Genomic DNA, 14,041 nt, shown 5'->3' on the forward strand with positions numbered 1-14,041 from the left:
GGTACGCTAGCTAACTCAGCTGGCTTCAGTTTAATGTACGGTACGCTAGCTAACTCAGCTGGCTTCAGTTTAATGTATGGTACGCTAGCTAACTCAGCTGGCTTCAGTTTAATGTACGGTACGCTAGCTAGTTCAACTGACTTCAGTTTAATAGAAGGTACAGCGGCCGCAGCTTCATTAGCATTTACAACGTTGTCGTATTGAGGCGCTGCACGTTGGAGTTCATTGGTGATATTGGTGGTGTCAATTTCAATTCTTGGCGTGGCAGCAAGTGATGAAAATGAGGTAACCAAAAAAGCGCTAACTAACAGTCCTTTATTCATAGCATTTTCTCTCTTTATTGATAGATGAAGATTCACATTTTGATCTTCATTTGGCAGAGATTATTAAGCACATGCTATGCCAACTTTTTAAATCTAGTTGTTATTCAACTTTTCTGAGGCAAATGTTGTATCAGCTTTGGTTTGTAAGTAATTGGTAAACTCTTTCGCTGAAATCGCTTTGCTATATATAAATCCTTGTATTTCTTCGCATTTTAACGCCTTCAGAATGCTCAACTGCTCGGAGTGTTCAACGCCTTCTCCTACGACTCTAAGGCCCATGTTGTGAGCGATAGTAATGATAGAATCCACCATCTTGAGGTCACGATCGGACTTATCAATATCATCTACAAATGCTTTATCTATCTTAAGTGTATGAATTGGAAACCGTTTTAAATAAGAAAGCGAAGAGTAACCAGTACCAAAATCATCAAGCGCTAGACTGATCCCCATATTTGCTAACTGATGCATTACTTTTATCGCTTTTTCTGGCTGGCTGATCACCGTCCCTTCAGTGATTTCTAGCTCTAAATTACTGGCCGGTAATTTGGTGAGACGTAAAATTGACTCTATGCGTGTTTGCAAGTCAGGTAAGGCAAATTGCCGTGACGATAAATTGACAGCTACACGCCCATCAAAGAGCCCCTGCTCACGCCAGCCTTGTGCTGCGAAACAAGCTTTTCTTAGTACTACGTCGCCAATTTCCACAATTAATCCTGTTTCTTCGGCCAGCGGAATAAATTCTATTGGAGAAATCAGCCCATGGATTGGGTGATTTAGACGAACTAATGCTTCCATTCCGGCTAGTTTGCCTGTCGCAACATGGATTTTTGGCTGGAAATAAACATCAAGGAGATCATCACGCAGCGCTTCACGAATAAGACTTTCAACCTCTAACTGCCTTAAAGCGTTACGATTTAATGATTCTGAGTAGAATTGGTAACGATTGCCGCCTGCCGATTTGGCGTGGTACATCGCAATATCGGCTTTACGCAGCAATGCTTGTTCGTTTTGTTCGTCTTCCGGATACAGCACAATGCCAATACTGACGCCAACGACAATAATTTCGCCAGATAGCGAGAACGATTCTTTGAATGCTTCTATAACCTCGTTGGCAATAATGGCGCTAGCAGCAATATCTGAACTCTTATCAATTAATAAGGCAAACTCATCGCCGCCTAAGCGATAGAGGTTGGTATGCTTAGGAATAATATTTTTAAGACGTTGTGCGACAAATTTCAGTAATTGATCGCCGATTTGATGTCCAAGAGAGTCATTAATTTTCTTAAAGTTATCTAAGTCCATCATCATTAGTGTGTGATGAGTGTCTTTCTTAACTAAGTTTTCTAACGTGACCAGTAGACTCGAACGATTTGGCAACGATGTAAGTAAGTCAGTGTTTGTTAAACGACGTAGTTCAGCTTCCTGTTTTTTGCGTAAGGAAATGTCTGAAAAAACACCAACAAAATGCGTCAGTTCGCCTAACTCATCGTAAATGGCATCAATGCTTAGTTCCATTAAAAACTCACTTCCATCACCTTTGACAGCTTCTATTTCGGTCATCCAACGACCTTGTTGCTGCAATAGAATCATGATCTGCCGATTGTATTCGTCAGAATATTTAGAAAAATGTAGTGGGGTAGCGATGAGTTGTTCTTTTACACATTTTGTGATGTCGCAGGTTGCATCATTGACTTCAACAAAATGAAAGCGGGTGTCTAAAATAAACACGCCCTCGGATATATTTTCGATGGCTCGCTCAAATAATTTGAGTTGTTCCTCAGTCGTCTTAAAACTATTGATATTTTTGATGGTACCGGTCATACGCAGCGGTTTATCTTTATTATCACGTTCAACCACCTTAGCGCGGTCAAGAATCCACAACCAATCACCGCTGTTGCTTCGTACACGGTAGGTCGCTTCAAAGTGCTCTGTTTCACCATTAAAATGGCTATCAAGAGCATTCTTCACTCGGTTAAGGTCTTGTGGATGAATATTACTTTCTTTCTGTGAGATACCAGCACGATGGCCGTCTTGCGGAAACTCTAATGCTCCCCATATATTGGAACGGTATATCTTGCCTGACTCAATATCCCAGTCCCACATCTCATCGCCACTACCCCACAAGGAGAGTTTGAGGCGTTCTTCGCTTTGGGCTATTTGTCGTTGCACGGCTCTGCGTCTTAGAAATGCACGTGACACAATAAACAGAAAACTTAAAGCGACTAGAGCATAGATAACTTTGGCTTCGGTAGTCATCCAAAATGGGGGTCTTATCTCGATAGCATAGCTTTCAATATCGCCTTTTTTTCCTGTCAACGGGTCAATAGCATATAGCTGAAAAACATAGTTTCCTGGTGAGAGATTTGTATATGTTGCATTATCAATACCGTTACTCGATATCCAGCTGTCAGATAAACCTTGCATTTTATACACGTAATTTACCTTTGTCTGGCTAGTGTATGTAGAGCTAAAAAAAAGTGTGAAAGGGTAGTCGGTATAATTTAAGGAGAGAGGGGCTATTTTTGATAGAAAATCCACAGCCTCGGATTGAGGCACTGGAATGTTAAATAAGGAGTAAGACACAATCTTTGCATTAGTTTTAATCGGTGATGTAATCTTTTCTAAGAAGGCTTTTTTTTGTAAAATGCTTAGCCCGTCCATACCTCCCAAGATAAATCGGTTATTGATATTTATAGCTGATTGGGAGTTGTATTCTTCTTGCGCCCCGAATGTTTTTTTTATTGAGAAAAATTCGTTATTATATAATGCTATGACATCTCTAACTGATGATGCCAATAATAAGTCATTGCTGGATGTCATAGAAAATATAGGTTGTCCTGATTTATACAGTTCAGAAATTGCTCCATGCTTATCTATTTTTAATATTTTGTTGCTTGTACCAAAGTATAGTTCATCTTGATATTCTGAAATTGAAAAAACAAAATCCGAATCATATATTTTTTTTAGGTTTAGGTCGGTTGAAATTGTATACAAACCTGACTGACTCGCTATAAATATATTTTTGTCACTGTTTTTGTAAATATCAAAGATCGGGCTTTTTTTATTGGTTGAATATGTTTCCAATATTTCATTGGTTCGGCTATCTAGGACTATCAGATCACCTTCTGTTGTACCAATGTAAACTTTCTCATCAAAGACTCTTATTGCTGATGTAGAGATATTTAACGTTGTATTTAGTGGTGGATGCGATGATTGGTTGTCAGCTTTTTGGGGGAGTTGATAAATATCTAAGCCGGACAGCGAGCCGACATAGATTTTGTCTTCTGATAATCCGATGGTTTTTGCACCAAATTTTTTTGACTTGAATGAAAAGCATAAAGAAGTAAGTTCGTGATTATATATTGCTACCGTTTCACCTTCTAGAGCAATGGCAATATATTCTTTATTACTTCTAATAGACCAAATGCTAGAATGATTTAAAGGAATGTTTTTTAAGATGTTTCTATCGTTCCAAATTATTGAAAAACCATTGTTATAGTTGGAGGTGAAAATTCCACCTTTTATTTTTTTTATGAAATTCTTGGTGAAGAAATTTATTTCTTTTATATGTTCTATTTGGGTTTTCTTGTTTTCCAAGTTGTATTTCAATATGGATTTTTTTTGGAAAAAGATGATTGATTCATTATCTACAATGAATGAGAATATTTTTTTGTTTGAGTGTATTATTTCTTCGTTTTCATTATAGATTGAGTTGTTTTTTAAGTAATAGAGTTTGTTGTTATTAGAATAGACATGTTCTACATTGGTGCTGTAGAGTTTTCCTTCTGAGTAAAGGTTTCCACTATAGTCGAGAATATAAAGTTTGTTATTGGCGATAGCAGCTGTTTTAACATCATTATGAAGTAACTTCTCCCTGTGTTCTTCTTGGTTCTTTATGGTAATTACGTCATCTTCTGATATTACTTTTATGTAGTCATTGTAACCGTTGATACTTGTAATGGCCGTTTTAATTGTACTTTTTGTAAATATGCCTCTTTCACTGTTGTATATTTGAAGCCCTTTATCGGTACCCACATAGAGCTTCTTTTTACCTTGGTCAAAATAAAGTGCTTTGATGAAAGAACTACCTAGCCCCGATCCATCATTGACATAGAATTGTTTGAAGGATTTACCATCAAATCGGTTGAGACCGTTAATGGTTCCAACCCATATGTAGCCTTCTTCATCTTCGGCAACAGAAGTCACAATACTTTGAGATAAGCCTTCCGATACACCATAATTATCAACATTAAGTGTGACCGTCGGACTTAAATCACTTGTGGCGACATCTGCAGCAGGTGTTGTTACCTGCTGGGGGTCATCGATATTGGCCAAAACGGCACTGGAAAAAGTCAGTTGGATAAAAAATAGCAACCCAAAAAAAATCTTAATCGGCATAGTTGTTGTCTTTATGTGGTTGATGCCAAGTCAGTAATTGTTCACTGTTTCAGAAAGTAACGTTTTTGTCAAAAGTAAACGTTTATCTAACAAATAAAACTGTTTAGTTTGATACTTTTATCGACATTTTGACGGTTAATTCGCTCCGCTTGGTTAGAATTCGAAGTTATTGCTGGTTTGCTTAAACGCACGCAGGTCGTTGATCGATTTGCCGTCAGGCGTACGCGCGTTATCGCGATGTTGTTCACCCGTGCTAAATAACACCAATCTGTCGGCCGTTTTTGTACGCATTTTCTGCATCATAAATTTAATCAGATCAGCGCGTGTTAGCTTGGTGACTTCTGATACCACTTGTTCTCGTTGGTTAAACTGGTAATCCTTGTTGCCGATGCTGACCCAATAACGTTGACTGCGAGTTTTCAGGTTGGCGTCATGCTCCATCACTTGATGGATCAATCCCTCCTTGGTGCTTTCCCACTGAGTATTGGTGATTTGCATGACGGCGTAATTAAAATCGGCAATGAACTGATCGATGATTTCTAATAGTTGAGTTGGGCCCGCTACCGGTGATTGTACATAAAAGATAATACCGGGATGTCGATTCAGTGGTAGATAACCGGTACCGAGCATATAGCCGAGCTGTTTCTCGGTGCGTAGCTCATGGAAGAAGGGCGACGACATGGTATGGTTGAGCAGGCTGAACAACGCCATCTCTGCTGGGGTCGCGCCTACTGATTGGTAATAGACAATAATCGCGCTGTCTTGATGATTGATGTCAAGTTCTCGCAGTAGCGTACCGCGTCCCGCAAGATTGACTAGCTCTCGACTCGATTCGTTAGTTGGTGAGGTCACCAAAGAAAGAATATGCCGTAGTTTCTTAGCTAGGGTTTTGGCTTCACTAGCAAGCCAATCGCCGTAGACTAGACCTTCAAGGTAAATTTTCTCGAAGAATGACTCCACGTGTTGTTGTAGATCGTCAAAACTACATTCTTCGAGCAATAAGGCCATTTTGTGTGGATCATAACTGCGCTGCTGTAGTGTCACCGTGAGTGCCGTAAACAGCTGCGAAATCGGTTTCGATTGCACGTGGTTATACCAACTGCGCAGCAACTGGGCCTTCATATTATGAAATCTTTCGGCGGAGAACTGGGCGCCTTTGGCTTTCTCAATTAACACCGCGAGTAACTTCTCTTGCTGTCCGGTGTAGCCGGTGAGATGCAGAGTAATCCCCCCTTGGTGTGGATAGATGTTGTAGCTTAAGCCCGCAACTTCTGCCGCATAAGTGTATTCGGCTAAATGATCTAGCAGGAGTTCTACATATAAGCGGGTGAGGGCGGCGTGGCGCGCGCTTTTGGCCGCTTCGGCCGAATCTAACGATAAATAAAGATGTCCTTTGGGAACATTAAACTCGTCGTCTTTCTTGTGCCAGATACGAAAACCAGCGCCTTCAGCAACGATGACCGGTACTTCAGCTACATCCTGCTCCTGCCTGACGAAGCTGTCAGCCACAATAAACGGGTTGGCGGCAGGCAGATGCATTCCCTCCGGTATCTTGGGTGCGCGCCATTTCGCCATTATGTCACTATCGATGTCGTTGACGGCGTAAGGCGTGTCGTACCAGTTTGCCTGTTGATTCGCCGGAAGCTCACTCGCAACCAGTTGCAACCGCATATTCTCTGGCGTCATGAGCGACAACATGTAGCGCGTCCGCTCTACATCAAATGATTGCATCATATAATCACCCCACATGGCATCTTCAGGGGCAAAGTGATGTAAGTTCATGCTCAGATGGCTGGCCAGATCCATCGCCTTGATTTGTTCTTGGTAACGAAATGACAGCGCGAGTAGATTTTTACGTTCTTGATAACGCCATGCTTCCAAACCGTGTTCGGCGATAAGTTTTATATAGGCAAAACACGCATACACCACCTCTTGATAGTGCTGCAGCCCTTTTTCTGTTAGCTGCACGCTGATGTTGTACTCTTTGAAATTGTAGCCTTGAATACCGCCGCCGGCAGACAGATTAACTGCAAGTCCTTGGTTTTTTAGCCAAGATAACAAACTGCCTTCAGACTCATTGCCAAGAAGGTGACTAATGAAGGTCAATGGTTTCTGCCGATATTGCGCACTGATCGACGGAATACTAAAACTGATGCCTAATTTCTTTTGCTCTTTTAAGGGCAAAATGGTGATTAACTTGCCGAGTTCATTGCTGCTTAACAGCGGAGTATCTGGGTAGTCTTTGAGCAGCGGCTTACGCGGAATTAATGCAAAGTATTTATGGGCAAACACCTCTAGTTCATCCAGCGATTGTGGCGCTACCAAACATAACGTCATTAAATCTGCGCTGTAATGAGATTGATAGAAATCCACCAATTCCGCTCTAAGTTGCTGGGGATCTCCCGCGAGAGTCTGTAAATTGCCAACGGAGAATTTCGAAAACGGATGCGCTGGATTGACCGTCTCTTTCAGCACTTGATAGACGCGACGAATATCGTCTTTTTGTTTTAGGCGAAACTCAGACTCAATGGCATGGCGTTCGCGGTCAACCAACTCTTCATTAAATAGCGGTGCGATAAAAAACTGACTGAAGCGGTCTAGCGCTTCTGGATACACTTCATCATTCACCGAAAAGAAGAAGTTGGTGTGTTCGGTGCCCGTCCAAGCGTTATTGTTGCCACCATGATGATTGATGAATTCGAGAAAGCTGCTGGCGTCTGGGTATTTCTCTGTACCTAAAAACAGCATATGTTCGAGGAAATGTGCCATGCCCGGACGTTCGGCCGGGTCGTCAAAGTGGCCGACATTGACCGCAACTGAGGCGGCGGCTTGACTTGCATCACTGTCACTAACGAGCATAACTTTCATGCCGTTGGACAAGCAGAGAAAGCGATACGCTCTCGAATCGTTCGGGCTGGTAATAACGTCGTGTGTTGGCGTCAAAAGTCAAATCTCAGTCACAATGCAATTGCTACTATAATGGAGCCGAATCAGCCGCTTGGCAAATGTAGCTACGGGCTGTTTCTCTTTGCTGGTTGTTTTTGCAGCTGGCAGCGCGTGATTTAGACAAAGTAGGTGATGTACCGTGTCGTTATTCCCCGTAAACAGCAGCTAACACTAAATAGATTTCGCTCTGTCGCTGCCCGCTGGGGGCATTTAAACGCCAAAGATCAACAGCCTCTAGTGCATTAAACCAGCAAAAAGTAAACAACGGTTGTCCCAACAGGAGAAAAGATTACAATAGGCGGTCATAATAAAAACAGAACCTCAGCAGTGAGTGGTATATGCAGCTATTTCTAATGCGGCACGGGGAAGCAGAACATCATGCGCGTAGCGACCGCGAACGGGCATTGACAGACGCTGGTCTGCATCATTCTGGCATGATGAGTGAGTGGCTTAAAAATAGTATCACCGAGTTTGATTTGGTGTTGGTTAGTCCTTATTTGCGTGCCATGCAGACGTGGAATGAAGTCGCTACCCATTTTGCCTCACCTAAAAAGGTTAAAATATTGGATGAGTTGGTGCCTGCAGCCGATCCTGATATGTCGTCGCGGTTAGTGCTGGCTTATGCTGAGCAGTTTAAGGCGCATAACGTGTTGGTGGTTTCCCATATGCCATTGCTTGGTTATATGGTGAGTGAGCTGGTGCCAGGTATTGAACCTCCACTATTCGCTACCTCGTCGGTGGCGATGATCGATTTCATGGGCAAACACGCATCGCTCATGTGGCAACAATCGCCGCACAGTATCGGCTAAATCACTTCATAAAAAATAAGCGCCAATTAGGCGCTTATTTTTTATCTGGCTTCGGACAACCGAGAGTTAATATCTTTAAGGTGTGTTAACTGCTGACGGCGTTTTAACGTTTGTGCGGGTGAGCGCCAACATCGACTAATACCAATAACGCGGCATCGCCACCCCATTCTTTATTCGCCTGATGAAAGGCTTTTACGTCGGGGTGCTGCGCTAACCACAGCGGCAGTTGCTGTTTAAGAATGCCGGTGCCATGGCCATGCATCACGCAGCAGCAGGGGGCATGCTCGCGCACACAGGCTTGAATAACCGCAGCTATTTCGCGTTTGGCTTCTGCTTGGCGCATACCGTGTAGATCTAATAAATACTCGGGCACGTAATCGCCACGCCGCAAGCGTTTAACTTCAACCGCTTCGGTATCTTCCCTATGCCAACGCATCGGTCCATCGCTGGGTAATAAGGGCTGATAAATGTCAGAAAAGGTCACTTCGGCTTGTTTGCGGGCTTTATGCTCCACAATCTGCTGACGGGATTTTTTAGGCGGCCGAAAGTGCAGCGTGTCTTGCTGTAATGGCTTGACTCCGCGCAATAATTTGGCAAATTCGGCTTCGCCGTTGTCATCGAATTCTTCGTTCATGGCGGCATTTTATTGAATTCTATTCCTTCTGAACAGAGTTCAGTTACAATGGGGCGGTTATAAGCATCCCGGAGTGGTATTTTGGACAAGATTTTTGTTGATGAAGCAGTCACAGAGCTGCGCACCGTAGCTGATATGTTGCGTTGGGCGGTGAGTCGTTTTAACGACGCAGGGATTTACTACGGTCATGGAACCGACAATGCGTGGGACGAAGCGATTTCATTAGTATTTCATTCGTTGCACCTGCCAGAAGAGATTGGCCCACAAGTGCTGCACGCCAACCTTACCAGTAGCGAAAAACACAAAATCGTTGAATTGATCATCCGTCGCGTACGTGAGCGTATTCCGGTGCCTTATTTGACGCATCGCGCCACCTTTGCTGGTTTAGAATTTTATGTCGACGAGCGCGTGTTAGTGCCGCGGTCACCGATTGCAGAGATGATTGAAAATCAGTTCAGCCCTTGGCTGTATAACAAGCCAGTGAATCGGGTGTTGGATCTGTGTACTGGCAGCGCCTGTATCGCCATCGGTTGTGCTTATGCGTTTGAAGAGGCCGAAGTGGACGCGCTGGATATCAGCGAAGATGCATTAGAAGTGGCGCAAATCAACATTGAAACACTGGGTGTGATGGATCGCGTTTATCCAATGCAATCCGACTTGTTCTCGGCGTTGCCTAAAGGGCCACAATACGATTTGATCGTGTCCAATCCGCCATACGTTGATGCCGAAGATATTGCCGACATGCCAGAGGAATATCATCACGAGCCTGAAATCGGTTTAGCATCTGGTTTTGATGGTTTGGATTTGACCAAACGCATTATCGCCAACGCCGCGGATTATCTTACCGAAAATGGCCTGTTGGTGGTTGAAGTGGGGAACTCTATGGTGCATTTGATGGAGCAGTACCCAGAGGTGCCATTCACTTGGGTGACCTTTGAACGCGGTGGTGACGGCGTATTCGTATTGACCCGTGATCAACTGGTTGAGCACCAAGCGGAATTTGCCGCATTTCGCGATAGCGAGTAATTCATAAAATAAAATCGACAGAGGGGTGGAGTAGCTAGATGTCAGGAAACAGCATTGGTCAAAATTTTGTAGTAACCACGTTTGGAGAAAGTCATGGTGTAGCGCTTGGCTGCATTATTGATGGTTGTCCACCAGGGCTGGAATTGACTGAAGCTGATATGCAGCACGATCTTGATCGTCGCCGCCCCGGCACGTCGCGTCACACCACCGCTCGTCGTGAGCCAGATGAAGTGCAAATTTTGTCTGGCGTATTTGAAGGCAAAACCACTGGTACATCAATCGGTTTGCTGATCCACAATACCGATCAGCGCAGCCAAGATTACTCCAATATCAAAGACCAATTCCGTCCCGGTCATGCCGATTACACCTACCAGCAAAAATATGGTACCCGTGATTATCGCGGCGGTGGCCGTTCATCTGCCCGCGAAACCGCGATGCGCGTTGCTGCTGGCGCAGTCGCTAAAAAATATCTCAAAAGCCATTTTGGGGTAGAGATCCGCGGTTATCTGTCACAACTTGGTCCCATCGTCGCTGAGACTATCGACTTTGACCAGATTGAGCAGAACGACTTTTTCTTCCCCGATGCCAGTAAAGTTGAACAGCTCGATAGCTACATGCGCGAGCTGCGTAAAGAGCATGATTCGATTGGCGCCAAAGTATCTGTGGTCGCCACCAATGTGCCTGTCGGTTTAGGTGAGCCGGTATTTGATCGTCTCGATGCCGATATCGCCCATGCCTTGATGGGCATCAACGCAGTTAAAGGCGTGGAGATCGGTGATGGCTTTGCCGTTGTTAATCAAAAAGGCTCTGAACATCGCGATTTGATGTCGCCTGCAGGCTTCGCCTCTAATCATGCCGGTGGCGTGTTGGGCGGGATCTCTTCTGGTCAGCCGATTTTGGCACACATGGCATTGAAACCGACCTCAAGTATCAGCATTCCTGGTGAAACCATTACCGTGCAAGGCGACAGCACTGAAGTGGTCACCAAAGGCCGTCACGATCCCTGCGTGGGTATCCGTGCCGTGCCGATTGCCGAAGCGATGCTAGCGATTGTGCTGCTGGACCATCTGCTGCGCAATCGCGCGCAAAATTTTGATGTGAACAGCCCAACACCTGTACTGGGAATGCGTTAACTCTTTAAAGCTAACTACACTATGTCAAATCTATTCACTACCGGAGGACCATTACGATGGCTCTCCGGTTGTTACTTTTTCTACTTCGCCATTCTGGGCGCGTTAATTCCTTATCTGGGCGTGTTCTTTGAACATCGCGGCTTTGATGCCGCTGAAATTGGCTTCTTGATGGCGATTTTCATGGGCACCCGCATCGTTGCGCCCAACATCTGGGCGGCAGTGGCGGATCGGCGTGGCCTGCGGGCTGAGTTGGTCAAGCTGGGGAGTTTTACGGCGGCAGTCGGTTACTTAAGCTTTTTCTACGATGGCGGCTTTTGGTATCTGGCCGCCAGCTTGACCTTTTACACCTTCTTCTGGAACGCGATTCTGGCGCAGGTGGAAGTGTTGACCTTAGACACGCTCGGTAAAAACGCGCATCGCTATGGTGCTATCCGTAGTTACGGTAGCGTCGGTTATATCATCTGGGTGGTGATCACTGGCTGGCTGGTCAATGAGTGGGGCGCCGAAATGGTGCTGTGGGTCGGCTTAGCACTGTTTACTGGTTTGTTTATCTGCTCCGCGCCGCTACCTTCGAGCAAAGCGCTTAATCCGGTAGATGCCGCTAAACCAAAAAAACCATTGGTGTTTAACCGCGCCATTGTGCTGTTTCTATTATCCGCATTGTTATTGCAAGCCAGCGTTGGGCCATTTTATGGTTTCTTCGTGCTATATCTGAAAAAAGTCGGTTATAGCGAAACCGTCTCTGGCGTGTTTGTGGCGATGGGCGCATTGGCCGAAATCTTCATGTTTATGCTGGTGCCTAAGCTGCTACGCAAATTTAACCTGAAAACCTTGATGATGTTTAGCATGTTGATGACCGCCATTCGCTGGTGTTTGGTGTCGACGGTACCAGACCATATCGGCGCTTTGGTGCTGAGTCAGATTTTGCACGCATTTACTTTCGGCTTAGTGCATGCAGCGTCGATCCAATTTGTGCATCGCAATTTCGCCAAGGAGCACGCCAGCAAAGGCCAAGCGCTGTATGCCAGTATGAGCTTTGGGTTAGGCGGGGCGATCGGCAACTGGATCAGCGGCCATATCTGGGGCGATGGCAGCGGTGCGGCTTATGTGTGGCTGTTCTCCGCCGCTTGCGCATTAGCGGCCATGGTGGTGGTGTATTTTATTCCGACATCAGCCTGTAAAGTGGAAACCACGGCAGAGGCCTAAAGTTGGCTAAATAATGCGATTAAGGACGAACCATGAAACCGCAGCATAAGTTTCGCTTAGGACTGATTATTAATCCGCTGGCTGGCTTGGGGGGCAGTGTCGCCCTCAAAGGCAGTGACGGCGTGGCTGACGAAGCACTAGCCCGTGGCGCAGAGCCCAAAGCACCGCTGCGCGCAGCGCAAGCATTAGCCGCATTGCAGCCATTTGCTGATAAAGTGGAGGTTTACACGGCCTCTGGCGAACTGGGTGAGCGGGTGGCAAGCGAGTTAGGCTTTGCCACACAGGTGTTGTATCAGGCGGATGCATCACCAACGACTGCAGCGGATACCAAAGCAGCGGTTAACGCGCTAGCGGCCGCATCACTTGATCTATTGCTGTTTGTCGGTGGTGATGGCACCGCACGCGATGTGTATAGCGTGGTTGATGAGCAGCAAGTGGTGCTTGGTGTGCCCGCTGGCGTAAAAATCCATTCTGGCGTGTATGCCATTACGCCGCATGCGGCTGGCAAAGTGCTGCAACTGCTGTTAAACGGTGAGTTAGTTAGCTTGATGGACGCCGACGTGATGGACATTGATGAAGTGGCTTTTCGTGCCGGCACAGTCAAGGCGCGGCGCTTCGGTGAGATGCGCGTGCCTGCTGAGCCACGCTACATTCAAGCGGTTAAGATGGGCGGCCGTGAAGTTGATGAGTTGGTGCTGGCTGATATCGCCGCTGAAGTGATTGATAACATGGAAGATGAGCTGTTTATCATGGGCTCAGGTTCTACCGTGGCTGCCATTATGGAAGATTTGGGGCTGCCTAACAGCTTGCTCGGTGTGGATTTAGTACAAGATAAACAGCTCGTTGCCAGCGATTTAACCGCCAATGAGTTGCTAACAGCGAGCAAAGATCAACCCACGAAACTGGTGATCACCTTAATTGGCGGCCAAGGGCACATCCTCGGTCGTGGCAATCAGCAGTTGTCGCCAGCGCTTATTCGGCAGATTGGTAAGGACAACATCATCATTGTTGCGACTAAAACCAAACTGAAAGCACTTGAAGGTCGGCCACTAATCGTGGATAGTGGCGACCCTGAATTAGATGCCGAACTGTGCGGCTATTATCGAATTGTGACCGGATACCGGGATTACGTCATGTACCGGGTTGCCAATCCGGATTTAGCGGAGTGACACATGTTGGAACATTATGAGCAGCAGCTCGAGCAGTGGATAAATGAGATAGTGGTAACTGGCGATGACGATGCTTTATTTGCGAGCGGTTACCTGCAAGGTCATTTTGCGGTGGTGTTATCAGAGTTAGAAGTAGAAGCCGATCACAGCGTGGCTGCGCTGGATGATAAAATGAAAAACTGCTTAAAACTGGCCGCTAAAGAGCTAGAAGATCACGACTATCGCTTAGTGGCCGATGCGTGGCAATCGCTGCGTACCAAACTAGCATAACGATAGCACTGGCGGTGATATCATCGCCAAACGATAACAAGCCCCATCACGCTGATGCGCATGGGGCTTTGTTGTATCTCAGGCTTAATGATGATGTGAATAGGCTTGGCGGAGATGAGTGAAACAA

Annotated in this window: 9 protein-coding genes and 1 pseudogene; 6 read left to right on the top strand and 4 right to left on the bottom strand. The window is 45.6% G+C overall.

Going from position 1 to position 14,041, the window contains the following annotated elements:
- From L9G74_RS10595 to L9G74_RS10605, 3 genes and pseudogenes are all read right to left on the bottom strand, one after another.
- Positions 1–359: pseudogene (locus L9G74_RS10595) on the bottom strand (hypothetical protein); the annotation flags it as partial.
- 57 nt (positions 360–416) lie between these two features.
- The gene (locus L9G74_RS10600) at positions 417–4,721 is read right to left on the bottom strand and encodes an EAL domain-containing protein (protein WP_238896292.1); all 4,305 of its coding nucleotides are present in this window, start codon (positions 4,719–4,721) and stop codon (positions 417–419) included.
- A 153-nt stretch (positions 4,722–4,874) separates the two neighbouring features.
- Positions 4,875–7,664 (bottom strand): insulinase family protein, encoded by a 2,790-nt coding sequence (locus tag L9G74_RS10605; protein WP_438944557.1) that lies wholly within the window; start codon positions 7,662–7,664, stop codon positions 4,875–4,877.
- Between the two features lie 341 nt (positions 7,665–8,005).
- Between L9G74_RS10605 and sixA the strand changes: the two genes are divergently transcribed.
- A complete protein-coding gene (gene sixA / locus L9G74_RS10610; protein WP_238896294.1) occupies positions 8,006–8,476 on the top strand; it encodes a phosphohistidine phosphatase SixA in 471 nt (156 codons plus the stop codon).
- Positions 8,477–8,579: 103 nt separating this feature from the next.
- On the opposite strand, the gene smrB is transcribed toward sixA, so the two are convergent.
- Positions 8,580–9,110, bottom strand: a complete 531-nt coding sequence (gene smrB / locus L9G74_RS10615) for an endonuclease SmrB (RefSeq protein ID WP_238896295.1) — start codon at positions 9,108–9,110, stop codon at positions 8,580–8,582.
- A gap of 81 nt (positions 9,111–9,191) precedes the next feature.
- Between smrB and prmB the strand changes: the two genes are divergently transcribed.
- From prmB to L9G74_RS10640, 5 genes are read left to right on the top strand one after another with little or no spacing between them, the layout of a single operon-like run.
- Positions 9,192–10,136 (top strand): 50S ribosomal protein L3 N(5)-glutamine methyltransferase, encoded by a 945-nt coding sequence (gene prmB / locus L9G74_RS10620; protein ID WP_238896296.1) that lies wholly within the window; start codon positions 9,192–9,194, stop codon positions 10,134–10,136.
- A gap of 38 nt (positions 10,137–10,174) precedes the next feature.
- Complete coding sequence (gene aroC, locus L9G74_RS10625) at positions 10,175–11,269, top strand: chorismate synthase (RefSeq protein WP_238896297.1); 1,095 nt, start codon at positions 10,175–10,177, stop codon at positions 11,267–11,269.
- A gap of 21 nt (positions 11,270–11,290) precedes the next feature.
- Positions 11,291–12,475, top strand: coding sequence for an MFS transporter (locus L9G74_RS10630; RefSeq protein WP_238896298.1), 1,185 nt, complete (start codon positions 11,291–11,293; stop codon positions 12,473–12,475).
- Positions 12,476–12,507: 32 nt separating this feature from the next.
- Positions 12,508–13,644, top strand: coding sequence for an ATP-NAD kinase family protein (locus L9G74_RS10635; protein WP_238896299.1), 1,137 nt, complete (start codon positions 12,508–12,510; stop codon positions 13,642–13,644).
- A gap of 3 nt (positions 13,645–13,647) precedes the next feature.
- Positions 13,648–13,914 (top strand): YfcL family protein, encoded by a 267-nt coding sequence (locus tag L9G74_RS10640; RefSeq protein WP_238896300.1) that lies wholly within the window; start codon positions 13,648–13,650, stop codon positions 13,912–13,914.
- Positions 13,915–14,041: the final 127 nt, after the last annotated feature.

The organism is Shewanella electrica (genome assembly GCF_022321485.1).
Lineage (GTDB): Bacteria > Pseudomonadota > Gammaproteobacteria > Enterobacterales > Shewanellaceae > Shewanella > Shewanella electrica.